This window comes from Pseudomonas fluorescens (assembly GCF_018614775.1).
Taxonomy (GTDB): domain Bacteria; phylum Pseudomonadota; class Gammaproteobacteria; order Pseudomonadales; family Pseudomonadaceae; genus Aquipseudomonas; species Aquipseudomonas fluorescens_BY.
Map to the genome: position 1 here is coordinate 22,011 of NZ_JAGGOF010000066.1, position 18,947 is coordinate 40,957.

Consider the following 18,947-nt stretch of genomic DNA (forward strand, 5'->3'; position numbering starts at 1 on the left):
ATGGAACTGGCCAGCCTGATCGGACGCCTCAACCCGGATAACCGCCGCGCCCTGGAGCGGGCCGCGCAACGCTGTCTGCAGCGCGGTCATCATTACGTTGAAATCGAACACCTGCTACTGGAGCTACTGGACATCGAGGGGGGCGACTTCGCCTGCCTGCTGCCGCGCTTTGGCCTGGAGCGCGACGCCGTGGCGGCGGAGACCAACAAGGCCCTCGACCTGTTCAAATCCGGCAGCACCCGCACCCCGGCGCTGTCGGCGCAAACCATCGGCCTGCTGGAAGATGCCGTGGTCCAGGCCAGCGTCCTCGGACTGGACAGCATCCGTTCCGGGCTATTGCTGCTCGCCCTGCTGGACCGTGACGAGCGCCGCAGCCTGCTGCTCAACAGCGCCTCGTCGCTGCTGCGCATTCCTCGGGACGCCCTGCGCAGCCATCTGCTGGAATGGACCGAAAACTCCCGCGAACAGGTCGGCGGCGCCCGCCCGGCCAAACCCGGCGAGGCGCCACACAAGCAGGACCCGGTTCTCGACCAGTACACCCAGGACCTGACTGCGGATGCCCGGGACGGACGCATCGACCCGATCGTCGGGCGTGACGGCGAGATTCGCCAGTGCATCGACATACTCCTCAGGCGCCGGCAGAACAACCCGATCCTGGTGGGTGCGCCGGGCGTCGGCAAGACCGCCGTGGTGGAAGGCCTGGCCCTGCGCATTGCGGCCAGGGACGTGCCGCCGTCGTTGCAGGAAGTCACGCTGCGGGTGCTCGACCTCGGCCTGTTACAGGCCGGCGCGGGTGTCAAAGGTGAATTCGAACAACGGCTCAAAGGCGTGATCGACGCGGTACGCAGCGCCGAAAAACCGATCATCCTGTTCATCGACGAAGCCCACACGTTGATCGGCGCGGGCGGTGCTGAAGGCGGCAGCGATGCGGCCAACCTACTCAAGCCGGCGCTGGCCCGGGGTGAGCTGCGCACCCTGGCCGCCACCACCTGGCTGGAGTACAAAAAATATTTCGAGAAAGACCCGGCCCTGGCGCGCCGCTTCCAACTGGTGCAGGTCGAAGAGCCGGACGAACTCACCGCCGTGGAAATGCTTCGGGGCGTGGCAACCAAGCTGGAACAGCACCACGGCGTGCAGGTGCTGGATGCGGCCATCCACGACGCGGTGAAGTTATCTCACCGCTATATTTCCGGGCGCCAGTTGCCGGACAAAGCCATCAGCGTACTCGACACCGCCTGCGCCCGGGTCGCCCTCGGCCAGCACGACGTACCGCCGCCACTGGAAAGCCTGCGCCACCGCCAGAACAGCCTCAAGGACGAAGTCGAACGCCTGCGCCGGGAACAGGCCACCGGCCTCGACCACCGCGAGCGAATCACGCTGTTGGAAGGCGAATCGGCCAGCAACGTGCAAGCCATCCGCGAGCTGGAAACCCGCTGGGGCGAAGAGCGTGAAGCGGTGCGCGAACTGCTCGACACGCGGCGCGAACTGCTCGCCCTGAGCGAACGCGCCGACGCGGAAAAAGCCGACACCGAGGTGGATAACCGCATCGACCATCTTGCCGCCGAGCTGCTGCGCCTGGAAGCCGGCCTCGACGCCATCCGCCAGGACGATCCCCTGGTGCCCGAACAGGTGGACAGCAAGACCGTCGCCGCCGTGATCGCCGGCTGGACCGGTATTCCGGTTGGCAAGATGCTCGCCGACGAAGCCCACGCCGTGCGCACGCTCGGCCAGCGCATGGGCCAACGGGTGATGGGCCAGGGCACGGCGCTCAGTACCATCGCCCAACGCCTGCAAGCCTACCGCGCCGGCCTCACCGACCCGCAGAAACCGGTCGGCGTGTTCCTGCTGGTGGGCCCCACCGGTGTCGGCAAGACCGAAACCGCCTATGCCCTGGCCGATGCCTTGTACGGCGGCGAGCGCAACCTGATCAGCATCAACCTTTCGGAGTACCAGGAAGCCCACACCGTCAGCCAACTCAAAGGCGCCCCGCCCGGCTATGTCGGCTACGGCAGCGGCGGCGTGCTCACTGAAGCGGTGCGGCGCAAGCCCTATTCGGTGGTGTTGCTGGATGAAATCGAAAAAGCCCACCCCGATGTGCTCGAAGCGTTCTACAACGTCTTCGACAAGGGCCTGATGGAAGACGGCACCGGCCTGGTGGTGGACTTCAAGAACACCGTGATGCTCGCCACCAGCAACGTCGGTGCCGAGCTGCTGCTGGACACGCCCACCGCGCAACTGGGTACTGACGCCTTCAACGAAGCCCTGCACAAGGTGCTGCTGCAAGCGTTCCGCCCGGCGTTTCTGGCGCGCATGACGGTGGTGGCGTATCGGCCGCTGGATGAGGCGACGCTGGAAGGGATTGTGCTGGCGAAGCTGGAAAAATTGCGTGGCCGCTACAAGGCCGCAACCGGCAAGCCGTTTGACTTTGATGCGGGGATCGTCAAGGCCGTGCTCGCCAAGTGCAGCGCGGCCGGGGCGCGGGATATCGAGAATGTGTTGATGACCCAGGTGACGGGGAAGTTGGCGGAGTGGGTGTTGGAGTAAGCGACATGTCAAAAGCAGAAGCAGACGTACTGATTACTTACGGCAGGTTCTGGCTCGCGAAGGCGGGGATTGCCAATAACGCCGTTGAGCGCGACGCGATTATTTTGCATGTCAATGGTCAGTTTAACGCTTCAAACTTACCGATAAGACTTGGGAGAGGTTGGCAACCTCACGATCCGGTGATACGGACGAACAATAGGTGCCACCGTTATAACGATGTAGCAACGTGGGCCGCCGGCCATCACGATGGCGGCGTGGCGGCAGCCCAGCTGTTTCGGGATTGGTATACGGATGACGACACTACGCTCGCAAATTTGCCGGACGAGCTCAAGGCACTGGCAGTCATTACACACTTGGCAGAAGTTGGCCGAGGCTACGTCAGCGCCCTGGCCAGTCATCTTTCCCCATGGATTGATGACATCTGCAACGCCGCGAACCCAGTTGCCGCGAGAGCATTGTGGCAGGACTTTATAAACCGATTCCCGCCATCGCTGACGTACGCCAGGGATGTCGGGCTGGATTACATTCCTTGAATCAATGCCCGGGTAGAAACAGCAGCAGGCTTCAAGCGCACGGAACCCTTTAATAAAAGGCCTTTCAATGCCCCGATCCACCGACAGCAACACCACCCTCTCCCTCACTGCCGCCACGCTGGCGGCGCTGTACCCTGATTCGCTGTCCGGCGAAGAGCGCCTCAACGCATTGGGCTCACACACCCTCAACGGCATCAACGACGGTGCTTCGCTGACGCTCGTCACGGCCATCGCCAGCCACGTCACCACCACCCTGCACCAGGACGCGCTGCTGCGCCCGATGGATTGGCTGGTCGCCGAAATCCGCCAGCTTCCCGCCGACGCCACCGCCGAACGCTATCAACTCCTGCTGCGGCCCTGGCTCTGGTGGCTGAGCCTGGCCAGCAACAACCGAGTGTTCCAGAACCTCGCCACCTCCGACATCGTCACGACGATTTTCAAGGCCCACGGCTTTACCGATTTCCAGCTCCAGCTCAGCGGCAGCTACACCCCGCGCGAGTATTGCGTGCAGTACGGCGAGACGGACCTGGTGTTCGTCTCGCGCCTGCTGGAAGAGGACGGAATCTTCTGGTTTTTCACCCACGAGGAAGGCACGCACACGCTGGTCCTGGCCGACAGCAACGACGCCTTCAAGCCGATTCCCAATGGGCCGACGGTGAATTATCTCGGGCAGAAGATGGGCGAGCGGGAACTGCACGGCATCCGTGCCGGGCACGTGAGCCTGCAAGCGGTAGCCGGGGTCTACCAGGCGACTGATTACCAGTTCACCACGCCCACGACATCGCTCTACAGCCAGGCCGAAGCCGTGGCCGGACCACGCTCGATATACGACCACCCGGGCGGCTACACCGCCAAGGCCCAGGGCGATGCGCTGACCAAGCAGCGGGTGGACGGCTTGCGCAGCCAGGCGCAACGCTTTGTCGGTGAAAGCGACTGCCGCTGGCTGGTACCGGGCTATTGGTTCACCCTCGCCGGGCATGAAGACCCGTCGCTGAACATTGATTGGCTGGTGACCTCGGTCAGCCATGAAGCCAGCCACGACGGCTATCGCAACCGCTTCGAAGCGATCCCCAAGGCTACCGCTTATCGACCGGCCCGCCTCACGCCGAAACCGCACATGCACACCCAGACCGCGTTGGTGGTGGGCAAGGCCGGCGAAGAAATCTGGACCGATGAATATGGCCGGATCAAGTTGCAGTTTCCCTGGGATCGCACCGGCAAGAACGATGAAACCTCATCTTGCTGGGTGCGCGTGGTATTGCCCTGGAGCGGCAAGGGTTTTGGCATGCAGTTCGTACCGCGCATCGGCCAGGAAGTCATCGTCACCTTCATCGACGGCGACCCCGACCGTCCGCTGGTAACCGGCTGCGTCTATAACGGCGACAACGCCCTGCCCTATGCGCTGCCGGCGAACCAGACCCAATCCGGGATCAAGACCAACTCTTCCAAGGGTGGCGGCGGTTTCAACGAGTTGCGCTTCGAAGACAAGAAGGATGCCGAGGAGGTGTTTCTCCAGGCCCAGAAAGACTTCAACGTCAACGTGCTCAACGACAGCACCGCCACCGTCGGCCACGATGAAACCCTCACGGTGCAGAACGCCCGCACCCGTACGGTCAAGGAAGGTGACGAGACCGTCACGCTGGAGAAAGGCAAACGCAGCGTGACGATCCAGACCGGCAGCGACAGTCTCGATGTGAAGGACACCCGCACGGTCACGGTGGGCTCGGACCAGAATCACAGCACCGGTGGCAACCACGCACACAAGGTCAGCGGCAACTACGACCTGACGGTGGACGGCAACCTGACCATCAAGGTCAGCGGCACCCTCACCCTGCAAAGCGGCGGCAGTTTTGCCATCAAGAGCGGCGCGGACCTGGCGGCCCAGGCCAGCACCTCCATCAGCCAGAAGGCCGGTACGGCCCTGAGCAACCAGGCCGGCACCTCGCTGGAAAACAAGGCCGGCACCACCCTGACCAACGACGCCGGCATCAGCCTGGTCAACAAGGCCGCCGCCGAACAGACCGTGGACGGTGGCGGCATGTTGACCATCAAGGGCGGCCTGGTGAAGGTCAACTGACGGAGCGCAGCGATGGCCTCGAAAAAAATCGACGTGGAACGTGGCGACAGCCAGCTGGACGGTCAACTGGTAGACGGCCGCCTCGACGGCCCGCTGCGGATTGAAGAAGCCCATCGCCCCCAGGCGAAACTCAACTACAGCCAAGGTGAACTGCAAGGCACCAGTACGCTGTACCACCCCAATGGAAAGGTCTCGGCGATATTGCCATTCGTCAGCGGAAAATTGCACGGCGTGGCGAGCTTCCATGCAGCCGAAGGCGGCTTGCAGCGCCAGGCCACCTACCGCGCCGGGTTGCTCCACGGTGATGCCAGCAACTACTTCCCCGACGGGCAACTGGCCGAAGCCGAGTGCTACCGCGATGGCGTGCGCGACGGCCGCTATCGCCGCTTCCACGCCAACGGCAAACCCGCCGTCGAGGCCCGCTACCTCAATGGCCAACTGTTGGAACCGGCCCATGCCTACGCCGAGGATGGGCGACCGCTGGATGCCGAAGGCAAACCGATCTCCCGGGTACGCTGGTGGTTCTGGCGATGGAATGATCCGACACAAGCGTGAGCATTCCTGCCCCTGTGGGAGCCGGGCTTGCCCGCGAAGACGTCGGTACGTTCAACATCAATGGTGACTGATATACCGCCTTCGCGAGCAAGCCCGCTCCCACAGGGGGATCACCGATGCCTGAATGATCGCGCCAGTCAGGGAATCAACATCTGCACCTGCCCCGGCACGACGATCTTGATCACCCCGGCCCAAGTGCACATCAAGGTACTGTTGGCATCGATGGCCGGCATGTTGCCCAATAGCAGGGTCGGTGCGCCACCGGGGATCCACGGGGCGGCGGTGGCGGGGATACAAGGCATGGGCGTCAATACACCCAATGCCGCCGCAGTTGCCGCGGCCACGGTCGGGTTCGCCAGGCTCATGCACATGCCGAACGTGGTGATGTTCACCAGCGGAATGTGATCCATGATGTTCGCCGCCGGCATCCCGCCGGTCAGCATTCGATTGACCGGCAATACGTTGAGCACCGCCGGCGCGGCGCCAAAGCTGCATTGCAAGGTGGCGGTGCTGCAGACTTGCGGGCATCCCATCGCGGCGACTCCTTGAAGCGACCCCCCAAACCATAGCTCACCTGCGCACATCAGGCCCACTGATCATCCTGCAACACGCTAACCTATAAGACCCTGGGGTGCTTGTGACGCCCCCCTCACCCCATTAGATTAGCCAATGATCGATGGCCTCCAAAATAAGCAGAAGGGATAAGCATGGCGTTTACTGATCAGTCCACCCGTGTGCGCGACGGTGAAGAACTCGATGCCAACCTGATCGACCCGTACCTCAAGGCCCACATCCCAGGGCTCACCGGCTCGCCACGGATAAGCCAGTTTCCCGGTGGCGCGTCGAACCTGACTTATCTGCTGGAATACCCCGAACAGGAATTCGTCCTGCGGCGTCCGCCGTTCGGCCACAAAGCCAGATCCGCCCATGACATGGGCCGTGAATTCCGCATCCTCAATCAACTGCGCGAGGGCTTCCCGTACTGCCCGAAAGCCTATGTGCACTGTACGGACGAGTCGGTGATGGGCGCCGAGTTCTACGTGATGGAACGGGTCAAGGGCATCATCCTGCGCGCCGAATTACCGGATGAACTGGGCCTGGACGCCGCTCGCACCGAAACCCTGTGCAAGAGTTTCATTGACCGGCTCGTCGAATTGCACCGGGTCGACTACACCGCTTGCGGCCTGGCCGACCTGGGCAAGCCGGAAGGCTACGTGGCCCGGCAGATCCGCGGCTGGAGCGAGCGCTACGAGAAGGCCCTGACCCCCGACGCGCCACAATGGGAAGCAGTCAAGGCCTGGCTCAACGAAAAAATGCCCACCGACCACCCTACCTCGAGCATCGTCCACAACGACTACCGCTTCGACAACGTGATCCTCGATCCCGAGAACCCGATGCAGATCATCGGCGTGCTGGACTGGGAACTGACCACCCTCGGCGACCCGTTGATGGACCTGGGCAACAGCCTCGCCTACTGGATCGAGGCCAATGACCCGGCGCCGGTGCAACTGATGCGTCGCCAACCCAGCCACGCGCCCGGCATGCTGACCCGTCGCGAGTTCGTCGACTATTACGCCGAGCGCGCCGGCATCCGCATCGACAATTTCGACTTCTACTACACCTACGGCCTGTTCCGCCTGGCCGGCATCGTCCAGCAGATCTACTACCGGTTCTTCCATGGCCAGACCCAGGACAAACGCTTCGCGCAGTTCGTTCAGATGAACAAACTGCTGGAGCAGATGAGCCTGCAGGTCATCAGCAAATCCACGCTCTGAGCGCACCTACAACAAGGAAACAGCATGTCCAAGACTCAGTTGTTCGACCTCGACGGTAAAATCGCTTTTGTGTCCGGCGCCAGCCGCGGCATCGGCGAGGCCATTGCCAAGTTGCTGGCTCAGCAAGGCGCCCACGTGATCGTTTCCAGCCGCAAGCTCGACGGTTGCCAGCACGTGGCCGACGCCATCATCGCCGCGGGCGGCAAGGCCACCGCCATCGCCTGCCACATCGGCGAAATGGAGCAGATCAGCCAGGTATTCGCTGGCATTCGCGAGCAGTTCGGGCGCCTGGACATCCTGGTGAACAACGCCGCCACCAACCCGCAATTCTGCAACGTATTGGACACCGACCTGGGCGCGTTCCAGAAAACCGTCGACGTAAACATCCGCGGCTACTTCTTCATGTCGGTGGAAGCCGGCAAATTGATGCGCGACAACGGCGGCGGCAGCATCATCAACGTGGCGTCGATCAATGGCGTCTCGCCGGGAGTTTTCCAGGGCATCTATTCGGTGACCAAGGCGGCGGTGATCAACATGACCAAGGTCTTCGCCAAGGAATGTGCGCAGTTCGGCATTCGCTGCAACGCCCTGCTACCGGGCCTGACCGACACCAAGTTCGCCTCGGCCCTGGTGAAGAACGACGCCATCCTGAAAACCGCCCTGGCGCAGATCCCGCTCAAGCGCGTGGCCGACCCGAGCGAAATGGCCGGCGCGGTGCTGTACCTGGCCAGTGATGCGTCGAGCTACACCACCGGTGTGGCACTGAATGTGGACGGTGGGTTTCTTTCCTGACACTGCCCTGTGTCCCTGTGGGAGCGAGCNNCAGGCTCGCTCCCACAGGGCTCTCTACCAGACCAAATGAATATTTATTCCAATATTTGCATTTAGAGAATATTTATTCCATAAAGAGCCCTCCTGAACATAACCATTCAAGAGGGCTCTTTTCATGCGCGAACTCGGCATCGGTCTGATTGGCACCGGCTTCATGGGCCGTGCCCACGCCTTGGCGTTTCACAATGCCAAGGCAGTGTTCGACCTCCCCCTGAACCTGACGCTGGCGGCCCTGGCCGACGCCGATCCGCAGCGTGCCCGGCAATGCGCCCGGAGCTGGGGCTTCGAGACGGCTCACAGCGACTGGCAGCACCTGATCGACGACCCGAAGGTCAACCTGATCGCCATCACCACGCCCAATCACCTGCACTTCCCGATGGCCATGGCCGCATTGGCAGCGGGCAAGCCGGTCTATTGCGAAAAGCCCCTGGCGGTTTCCCTCGAACAGGCCAATCAGATGCGCCAGGCGGCCAAGGCGGCTGGCGTGGTCACGCGGGTCGGCTACAACTACCAGCACAACCCGATCATCCAACTGGCGCGGGAGATGATCCAGCGCGGGGACCTGGGGCAGATCATCAGTTTCCAGGGCGAGTTCAGCGAAGACTTCATGGCCGATCCGAGCTCGCCGTGGTCATGGCGCTGCGAAGCGGCCCATGCCGGCGGCGCCTTGGCCGACTTGGGCAGTCACTTGCTGGCGATGGCCCGTCACCTGTTGGGTGAGATCGAGGCGGTGTGCGCCGACAGCCAGACCGTGCACACCCAGCGCCCGGCCAGCGCCGGCGGTGTCGAGCAACGCGCTATCGCCGTCGATGACCAGGGCCACGCCCTGCTGCGTTTCGCCAATGGCGCCCGTGGCACGATGAGCAGCAGTTGGCTCAAGCATGGCTACAAGAACCACCTGGCGTTCGAGATCAGCGGCACCCTCGGCACGCTGACGTTCGATCAGGAACGGCTCAATGAGCTGCGCCTGTGCCGCGCCGGCCAGGCCGGGTTCCAGCGTCTGCTGGCGGGGCCGGATCTGCCGGGTTATGCCGCGTTCAGCCCGGCCGCCGGGCACCAGTTGGGCTACAACGAGTTGAAGACCCTGGAGGTGCAGGAACTGGTCCTGGCCCTTGCCGGCGAAGCAGGCCATGGCACGGACTTCAACGAAGCCTGGGCAGTGGAGCGGCTGGCGGCGGCGATTCGCCTGGCGGCGCGGGAGGAGCGTTGGGTGAAAATCAGCGGGCTATAACCCTCCACTGACTCAGACTATGAACACTGTAATGGGGTAAGAAATAGGCCTTCTACCGTTTTCTTATTCCATTAACGGCTAGAGAACTGTCAACTCTGACAGTGGGTGGAACTCCTGATTTGCGCCAAATTAGCTCTCTGCACACTCGCGTAGAGCCTGGCAATGAATCAACCGGAACCCTTGAGCATCACCCCTCCTTCGTTGCCGAAGGGCGGCGGTGCCATTCAGAGCATCGGCAACGGCTGGGGCGAAGTGGGCTCCACCGGCAAGGCGTCTTTCGACTTGCCTCTGCCGATCTCTCCCGGACGCGGCTTCGCCCCTGCCTTGCGACTCGGTTACAGCAGCAGCGTGGGCAACAGCTTGTTCGGAATCGGATGGGGGCTGTCGCTGGGCTGCGTGGCACGGCGGACAAGCAAGGGGGTGCCGGCCTATACCGACGACGACGTCATATTGGGCCCCGACGGCATGGTTTGGATGCCGGAGCGCGAGGGTGACGGAGCGATCATCCGCCGACCTGCCGAAACTTATCAAGGTCTGGACCTGGGTACGGTCTATCAGGTCGCACGCTACTTTCCACGTATAGAAGGCGCCTACGAACGTATCGAACATTGGCGTTGCGCGGATGACTACCCAGGGTTCTGGTTGATTCACGGGGCCGACGGCAGCCTGCATTTGTACGGTTTCAACGCATCGTCACGCAGCACCGACCTTAAAGAAGCACTGCATGTCGGCGAGTGGCTGCTGGAGGAAAGCCTGAACGCCCACGGTGAACATATCCTTTATGAATACGCCGGCGAGGATCATGCAGGCATGCCCGCCGATACGCCACGCGACTTTCGCGCCCAGTGTTACCTGAGCCGAGTGCGCTATGGCAACGTCGAGGCGAACGCGCACCTTTATCACTGGGCACCGACAGAACTCGAGCAAGCCCGGTGGCACTTCGATCTGATCTTCGATTATGGCGAACGCGACACGGGGCTGACGGCCATTCCCGCCTACGAACCGACGGCTCAGTGGCCGGTTCGCAGCGACCCTTTCGCTACCTACGGCTATGGCTTTCTGCTGGGCAACCTGCGTTTGTGCCGGCAAGTGCTGATGTTCCACCATTTCCCCGAACTGGGTAGCGAACCACTGCTGGTACAACGGCTGCTACTTGAGTACCACACCACAGACCTGGGCTACAACCTGCTGTCCGCCGCGCATCAGCAAGGCTATGACGAACACGGGCGAATCGAGTCGCGCCCACCGGTGGAGTTCAGCTATTCGGCGTTTTCGACTGAAGACGCTGAGTGTCAGCAATTCGATGCCATGCCCGGCCTCAACGACGGCCAGCAATACCAGTTGGTCGACCTGTATGGCGAAGGCATGCCCGGTGTGCTCTATCGCAGCGACAAGGCTTGGTATTACCGAGAGCCACTGCGCGCGCAGGCGGCACAAACAGCTGATGAAGTGAGTTACGACGCCTGGAAACGCCTGGACGCCATTCCGGTGACGGACAGCCGCAAACCGGTTCGCCAGTCACTGATGGACCTCACCGGCGATGGCCGGCTGGATTGGGTTATGGCGCAATCCGGTGTGAGCGGCTTTTTCACCCTCAACCCGGATCGCCACTGGTCGAAGTTCGTCACCTTTGGCGCCTTTCCCGTGGAGTTCTTCCACCCGCAAAGCCAGTTGGCCGATCTGATGGGCGGTGGTTTGTCCGACCTGGCCTTGATCGGCCCACGCAGCGTGCGGTTGTACGTCAATCGTCGAGATGAAGGCTTTGCGGCGGGAAACGATGTCGCTCACTTCGTCGAAACGGCCCCAGACGACCGCTTACCCCTGTTGAGCCAGGCGCAGACGGAATTGGTGGCGTTCAGTGATGTATTGGGCACTGGCCAGCAGCATCTGGTGCGCATTCGCCACAACGAAATCGTCTGCTGGCCCAACCGCGGCCACGGTCGTTTCGACCCGGGCTTTCGCCTGGGATCCTTGAATTATGCCTACGAAGCCTTTGATGCCTCGCGGGTGTTGCTCGCCGATCTTGACGGCTCCGGTGCGACTGACCTGATTTACCTCACCAGCGAGCATGCCGAGATCTTCATGAACCGCACCGGCATGGGGTTTGAAAGCACGCCACGGATCCAGCCCTGGCCACCGGGCGTGCGGTATGACCGCTTGTGCCAGGTCAGCACTGCCGACCTGCAAGGGCTCGGCTGCTCTAGCCTGGTGATCACCATTACCCATATGAAACCCCAGCACTGGCGCTGCGATTTTGTCCAGGCCAAGCCGTATCTGCTGCACCGCACGAACAACAACATGGGCGCCGCGGGCGAGGTGATCTACCGCAGCTCGGCCCAGGAATGGCTCGACGAAAAACAGGCCTTGCTGGCGGCGCAGCTGGAAGTCGCCAGTTATGTGCCGTTTCCGATGCCGGTGGCAACGCTGCAAACCCAACTGGATGAAATCACCGGCAACCGGCTGACCCAGCGCTTTGCGTACCGCCAGGGCTTCTACGACGGACTGGAGCGCGAGTTCCGTGGCTTTGGCCTGGTGCTGCAAACCGACCGCGAAGTCACTGGCGACGCACATCGGCAGGCCGGCTATACCGCGCCGCTACTGCGTAAAAGCTGGTTCCATACGGGGCGCGCCCCCGACCTGCCGGGGCTCGATTATGACCCTTCGGACAGCGCGGCGGTGCCCCTGGGCAGCGCCTTGCTACTGGCACCTAACGGTGACGCAGCGGACGAAATCATCAGCGATGCCAATGACGAAACCTGGCACGACATGGCCTACGCCCTGGCAGGCAGGCCCCTACGGGTGGAGGTATTCGGTTCCGACGGCGACGACCCGTCGCAGGCCAAGCCTTACTCGGCGCAGCAATCTCGATATGCCGTGCGTCTGTTGCAACAGCGCAATGAGTATCAGCCCTATTGCAGGATGCACCCGCTGGAACTGGAATCGATCACTTACACCTACGAGCGTCAACCTGACGATCCACTGTGTCAGCACCATATCAGCCTGGCGTGGGATCCTTACGGTGGGTTGATTCATGACGTGACGGTCTACTATGCCCGGCGCAAGGGTATCCATGACGAACCGCCGTTCAGCGAAGCCCATGAACAGACCTGGTGGCGTGCGGCCCACGATGATGCGCAGAGCTTCTACTACCTGAATGAAAACCGAGCGCAATTTATTCACCTGGAGGATCCACAAGCCGTTCGCCTGGGCTTGTCCTATTTGTCCCGTAGCAACGTGATGGTGCTGTCGAAGACGGCACTCAGGCCGCAAGACATTTCCCATGAAGCGATGTACGACCATCTCAATTCCCCGCCCAGCGGTAACTTCCAGCGGGTGCTGGCCCACTTGTCCGAACAGCGCTATCAACACGCAGGCCAGACCTTACCGGCGGGACAGGCCAGCTTCGAAGCCTTGGCCGACTACCTTGAGTCCGCCGAACTGGATGAGTCGGCGCTCCAGGCATATGCCTCAGTGCTCAGCCCCGAGGAGCTGGCGGACAAACTCCCCACGCTCGGTTACCGCCCCATGGCCGCCGCGCTGCCAACAGAAACGGAGCGGGTGTTGTGGTCGACACGCAAGGGTTTTATGGCTTACGCCGGACTGGAGGGGTTTTACCGATTGATCAGCGTCCGGCCCACTGAAAACCAGGGGCCGACAGACATGATTTTCGATGTCTATCATTGCCTGCCGCTCAGTGTCACCACCGCCGATGGATGTCGCACCCGCGTGGCCGAAGTCGACTACCGGTTCCTGCTGCCCCGGCGCATCGTCGATCCGAACCAGAACATCCAGGAGGCATGCTTTGACGGCTTTGGTGAACTGTTAGCCAGCAGCTTCCATGGCACTGAGCGCGGCGTCGAGGTCGGGTTCGACCCGATAGACGAGTACCAGCCCGGCGTCCGTTTGCCCGCCGAAGCCATTACCGACCCCGACGCCGCCCTGCAAGGCGCGGCCAGCGCCTGTTTTCGCGATGCCTTCAGTTGGATGCAGCGCCGTGAGCCGGTCCACGCCGCCGTCCTGCAAGCCGACCGCTATCCACAACCACCGGACAACCCCGGACGCAAGATCCGTATCGCCGTGCAGTGCTGGGATGGCTTTGGCCGCAGCCTGCAAAGCAAGCAGAAGGTCGAGCCGGGCATGGCCTATCAAATCGCGGAGGACGGCAGCCTGGTGCTTGACGACGACCAGCCGGTGAGCGCACCGGCCACCGAGCGTTGGCGGGTCAGCGAACGGGTCGAATACAACAATAGAGGGCTGGCGGTGCGGGTCTACCGGCCGTACTTCGCCGACGGCTATCGCTACATCAACGATGAATCGTTTCGCCGCTTCGGCCATTGCGACCAGCAGTTCTACGACCCTCTCGGGCGCCCGACCCTGACGATTACGGCGATGGGCTATTGGCGACGTCAGCGGTATCTGGGGTGGTACGGCATTGCCGAGGATGAGAATGACACCTTGGAAGAGTCCCAGGTGAACAAGGCGTCTTTATCGGGAGACCATCGGTCATGAACAAGCCCCCCAGTGCTCTATTGCCGCTGTTGAGCAAGACCGAGCGGGGTCGCACCCAGCTTTTGGAGCACTACGACTCGGTGCTGGAGATCGCCAAGGGTTCGCTCCAGCAGTTGATGGACACTGGCAGAAACTTACACATCAGCGAAGCACGCGCCCTGCATGAACAAGCCAGGGCCATCAGCGTCGTCACGGTCCGGCAGTTTCGCGAGCAGCGGCTGACCACTGCGGTACGCCGGGCCTTCGAACCCGGTACCGGCATCAGGGGGTTGGTGGATACCCCGACCTACAACGATCTGTTCCGCCCGGACTGGGCCAACCATTGCCCGACCGATGCGATTGAAGCCACGACCTCGCCCGTTGCCTACCTGGCCGATCTCTATCGCGAAGTACAGAAAATCGAGCAAAGCGGCAGGCTGAACGAGGGGCATGACAACCGCATCCTGTTGGCCGAGCGGCGTCCCGACCTGGCGGACCTGTGGCTGGACCATAGTGCCCTCGAACGTGTCGAACCGACCCTGGTGCTGGTCAACGAAATACTGGAAACCTCGGCGTACCACTATCTGGAAAGCTTCGGTGACGAGCGCTCGCTGGACGATGTGCTGTTGGATGTTCGTTATCCCACGACCTTGCCTTACGAGCGCTACCAGCAACAGATCAATTACACCTTGCAGCGCAAGGAGCGCCTACCCGGAGACATGATCCGTTGCGCCGACCGGGCCTATCCCTATTTCAAGGAACCCGGCGTGCATTCGCTGCTGTCGGATATCGCTCTGGTACAAGACACCGGCTTCGGTCCGGTGCAGCAGGGAATTTTGCTGGAAGCGCCGTATTTTCCGGAGTTCGACCCCGATCAGGAACCCGAGCAATCCCTGGCCTTGGCCCGTATCAATCCCAGGACCCGTCTGCTGGAAACTTCCAGCATTGATCCCGAGCACTTTTTCAAGGTCAACTTTGGCGAGGGTGATGTTTTCAGGTTGCTCGATACCCAAACCTTCTGCCTGCACACCGGGCTGAAGACCGAAGAGCTCGAATCACTGTTGTCCGTCGGGGCTTATGCGCCCTACTCTTCGATAAATTTCCTCTGTACGGACGAGACGCCGGTGGATGGCGCGGTGTTCGGTTCGGTGTACGTCAATGCCGGTATCAGCCCGGCCCTGGCGATTGAAACGACTGGCGACGCTGCAAGGGGTCCCAGCCACCAGATCGTCAACTGGTCCCATGATCGTTTCGATCGCCTTAACCGCATGATTCGCCTGGCACGCTGGCTCAAGCTGCCGTTCGACCAGGTTGATCGTCTGCTGGTAGCCTCGATTGGCGCCGAAAGGCACACTCCGGATTATCGGATCACTACCGACACTCTGCGGGCCCTTGGCTTGTTCCAGAGCTTGCGCACGCGCTACAAGGTCAGCGCCCTGGACTTTGCCGCCCTGCTCCAGGGACTGGCTGTGCATGGCCGGGGTAAGCAGCCGACGCAGTTCGATCAGATATTCAACAGCCAGGCGCTGTTCCCCATTCCCCTGATCCTGGATGGGGAGGTCTTCAGTATCACGCCAGAGGACGACGCGCAGCGGCGGAAAATCGATCATCTGTGCGCCGCTCTGGGCATGACTTTCGAGATGTACCGCTTTACCGCCAAGGTCATCGAACAGGCTTATGCCGGTGAGCCTTTGCGCTGGAACCCGGGGGTGGTGTCGGCGTTCTATCGGTTGGTGCAGCTGCCGCATTATTTAGGGTTGACCACCATCGAGGCGCTGGCATTGCTCGAACTGCTGGACAACGGTGGCAGCCATTTGGTGTCGAAACTGGCCGGACCGACCCAGATCGCCTCCTACCAGACATCCGGAAACACCGACACCTTGAGCGTGATCCATGCGCTAGTCGAAGCCAGTGCCTGGCTGGCCGAGCACAAATGGACCGTCGGCCAAGTCTGTCGGATCGTGCTGCCGGCGCTGACCAAGCCGGTGGCCAGCGAGGCCGAGCTTAACTTGCTCAAACAGATGCACTCACGCCTGGCGGCGGCGCTGATCAGCGACAGCAGTTTTGCCGAAATCGGTGCGCCGCAAACCCGCGTGGTCGTTAATATCAATGAAGAGGGCCGTGAGGAGTTTTCCTCGGTCGTCATCGATTGGTTCGACGAGCTGAAAGAGTTCATCGAGGCCGGGGAAGCCACCCCGGCGGCCAGGGGTCTGGTCAAATATTTGAAGGGAGAGACCGAAGAGAACTATGAGGCTGCATTGAGCGGCACCGTGGCCGAGGTGCTGGAACGATTCGATCTGCCGATTGAAAGCCTGCACGCCCAGTTCTGCAATATGATCATGCGTGCTCGCGGCGCGCAGGAAGCCTTGCTGATGGAAGGGCTGGCCGGTTATCTGGACAGCTCTGTCGAGCTGGTCAAGGTGCTGCTGTTCTGGGCCGAGGGCAATCGCTATCAGTTGCTGATGGAGGTGCTGCGGGTCTATGGACAAGCGGGTAATACCAGCGGCCCCCTACAACTGGCGATTGGTGACGAAGTGCTGCTGGTGCTCGACAGCCTGGGCAAGCGAGCCGCCGTGACTACGCATCTGGACCTTAGCCCGGCATCTATCGACCAATGCGTGCAACATCCGCAGTGGTTTGGCCTTGACGATGTCGGATTGTCTCTGCAGACCCTGTACTTCTTTTCTCAATATGCCTCGACAGTACGCCTGAGCGCTCAACCCGAAGAGCGGCTGTTGGATTATCTGCAACTGATCAACACCCTCTGGGACAAGGCTCAGGAAGGTGACAAGCGGCTGATCCGCGACAGTGCGGCGAACAGGCTTGCCGGCTTTCTCGACTGGGGTGTGCGTCAGGTGCTGGCAGTCGCCTTTCATCTGAACCCCGAGGACGGGGTGATCTTCACCCTCGCCGAGTTGGATCTCCTGGTACGCACCTGCCGCCTGGCACGGCATATCGACCTGGATGCCGAGGCGCTATTGGCCTTGGGCGCCTTGACGCCGACCAGTGACGTGGCGGATTTCCGTTATGCCGCGGAACTGGCGCTGGCCAGCCTCACCGAGCCCGTACCCGGAACGCCGGCTGGTGAAGTCGGGCAAAGCCATAGCAGCGTGATCACGGTGACACCGGACTATCTGGTGGCCAACAAGCCTGGTGAAAGCGCAACCTACAGAATCACCCTCCTCGATTTCATGGACGAGCCGTTCGAAAGCGTCACTATTACCTGGAGTACCAATCTGGGCGTACTGGGAAAGCGGTCGACCGTGACCGACGAGTATGGCGAGAGCAGTGTCACGCTGGAGAGTGGCGACGCCATGGGCATTGCACATGTGGTGGCCGAGTATGGGTTGGGCGACAAGGTGCTGGCACCGGTGGTGACCATTGGCTGCGATGAAGCCTCGTTGCACTTTTCAGCACCGACTCATGATCGTTCAGAAGCACTGTCCAATAAACTCGAAGCGATCAATTTCAGCGTCACCTTGGTGGATGACTTTACCAACCTTGGCATTGATCGTCTGGTGGACTGGGGCACGACTTGGGGCGAGTTCCAGCGTTACCAGACAATGACCAACCACGAAGGCATCAGCCATTCGAGTCTGCGCAGTGGGCCACTGGGCGAAGCCACGGTTGTCGCACGATACGGAAATGGCACCCAGTGGGTGTTTCCAATCGTGAAGTTTATCAGCACCCCATATTTTCAATATGTTCGATTTGATAACACTGTTGTGGAGAACATTGAGGTGGGCCTCAGTTGCAGGCTGGTTGAACTCAATGGCGATCCGGTAGCCGCAGGAACCACGGTTACTTGGGCGGCGGATGCCGAAGGCTTGCTTGAGCTGACCAGCACAACCGATGACGATGGGGTGGCTCGACTGCGATTCAAGTCTGTTCATACGGGGACGGTCACCGTAACGGTCAGTGCAACTGCACCGGTCCAGAGTAAGTCGAGTGCCGTCACAACGATTTACCCTCAAGCCAGAATTATCAGACATGAACCATTGAACAGCCAATATATGGTGGGTAGCCCGAATGGAATCGAATTTTATGTCTGGCTGCAGGTGGGAGAAGAGGAAGGACGAGGCATATCGATAGAGTGGAAGTCCAATGACGGCCCTTGGTTGCCTGCTCTTTCCGATCGAAACGGAATGGCGAGTTTCACATCGAAATTTTCCGCAGGGTCCCAAACCGTAACCGCCAGAGTCGCCGGGCAAGAGGATGTTGTGGAGTTTTCGGTTTTTGCCTACCCACCGTTTAATTTCGTCGCGGAACTTTCCGGACCTTATGGGATTGAGCGTAATTTGCTATCGAGAGGCTCGGTCTATTCGCTTAATGTCAAGGCGGTTGACGAATCAGGCAGGCCGGTAGAGGGGCTGGAATTTTCATTGAGAAATTCCGGGACAGACTTGAGTATTTTGAATGTGGTCATTCCAGATGCCGGAAAAAATATTGAGTCATCCCGTGCGGGGCATGCTTTCGAAATCAATGTAAAAACGATGACTGAGCCGCTGAGAGACATTCTCAAGCTAAAAATAGAGGGAATGGGGGTGGCCAGTGAACATGAATATAAAGTCGGCTTGGTCATCATTAATAGCAATGCGCAACTAATGACATCTATGAACTCCTTGGTGATTTTCTATACATCAGTCAGCGGAAACTCCAATCCGAATGTAGGCACGTCTCTTACGCTCACAGCGAACTGCCCAGAGCAGCCGTGGAGCGACAGCAGTGAGATGAGGACCATATTCACTAATGGACGACAGTTACTGGTTGCTTCCTACAGAAGTTTCAGTCCTGGTGAGAGCGGTGGCGGCCAAAGCTGGGAGTGCATTGTTGATGAGGCCGTCAGTGCGGATGGATATGTCGTGGTGAAGGCTGCTCACTTTATGACACCTCCTTATTACACGTGAACCGCA

At 60.9% G+C, this 18,947-nt stretch carries 10 protein-coding genes; 9 read left to right on the forward strand and 1 reads right to left on the reverse strand.

Going from position 1 to position 18,947, the window contains the following annotated elements:
• From tssH to J7E36_RS17640, 4 genes are all read left to right on the forward strand, one after another.
• Positions 1-2,544: a type VI secretion system ATPase TssH gene (tssH, locus tag J7E36_RS17625; protein ID WP_215005428.1), complete on the forward strand. Its 2,544-nt coding sequence runs from the start codon at positions 1-3 to the stop codon at positions 2,542-2,544.
• A 5-nt stretch (positions 2,545-2,549) separates the two neighbouring features.
• Positions 2,550-3,077, forward strand: a complete 528-nt coding sequence (locus J7E36_RS17630; protein WP_215005431.1) for a hypothetical protein — start codon at positions 2,550-2,552, stop codon at positions 3,075-3,077.
• Between the two features lie 67 nt (positions 3,078-3,144).
• The gene (gene tssI / locus J7E36_RS17635) at positions 3,145-5,154 is read left to right on the forward strand and encodes a type VI secretion system tip protein VgrG (protein ID WP_215005434.1); all 2,010 of its coding nucleotides are present in this window, start codon (positions 3,145-3,147) and stop codon (positions 5,152-5,154) included.
• Positions 5,155-5,166: 12 nt separating this feature from the next.
• On the forward strand, positions 5,167-5,709 hold the full coding sequence (locus J7E36_RS17640) for a toxin-antitoxin system YwqK family antitoxin (protein ID WP_215005437.1): 543 nt from the start codon (positions 5,167-5,169) through the stop codon (positions 5,707-5,709).
• Positions 5,710-5,846: 137 nt separating this feature from the next.
• Here J7E36_RS17640 and J7E36_RS17645 read toward each other — a convergent pair whose 3' ends face one another.
• On the reverse strand, positions 5,847-6,242 hold the full coding sequence (locus J7E36_RS17645; protein WP_215005440.1) for a DUF4280 domain-containing protein: 396 nt from the start codon (positions 6,240-6,242) through the stop codon (positions 5,847-5,849).
• Positions 6,243-6,416: 174 nt separating this feature from the next.
• On the opposite strand from J7E36_RS17645, the gene J7E36_RS17650 reads away from it, so the two are divergent.
• The 5 genes from J7E36_RS17650 to J7E36_RS17670 all read left to right on the forward strand — a co-directional run bounded on the left by J7E36_RS17650 (position 6,417) and on the right by J7E36_RS17670 (position 18,941).
• Complete coding sequence (locus J7E36_RS17650; RefSeq protein WP_215005443.1) at positions 6,417-7,484, forward strand: phosphotransferase family protein; 1,068 nt, start codon at positions 6,417-6,419, stop codon at positions 7,482-7,484.
• A 24-nt stretch (positions 7,485-7,508) separates the two neighbouring features.
• A complete protein-coding gene (locus J7E36_RS17655) occupies positions 7,509-8,276 on the forward strand; it encodes an SDR family oxidoreductase (protein ID WP_215005445.1) in 768 nt (255 codons plus the stop codon).
• 154 nt (positions 8,277-8,430) lie between these two features.
• A complete protein-coding gene (locus J7E36_RS17660) occupies positions 8,431-9,546 on the forward strand; it encodes a Gfo/Idh/MocA family protein (protein ID WP_215005448.1) in 1,116 nt (371 codons plus the stop codon).
• A gap of 162 nt (positions 9,547-9,708) precedes the next feature.
• Complete coding sequence (locus J7E36_RS17665) at positions 9,709-14,055, forward strand: SpvB/TcaC N-terminal domain-containing protein (RefSeq protein WP_215005452.1); 4,347 nt, start codon at positions 9,709-9,711, stop codon at positions 14,053-14,055.
• On the forward strand, positions 14,052-18,941 hold the full coding sequence (locus J7E36_RS17670; protein WP_215005455.1) for a Tc toxin subunit A: 4,890 nt from the start codon (positions 14,052-14,054) through the stop codon (positions 18,939-18,941). The genes J7E36_RS17665 and J7E36_RS17670 overlap by 4 nt, the downstream gene beginning before the upstream one ends.
• Positions 18,942-18,947 lie beyond the last annotated feature (6 nt).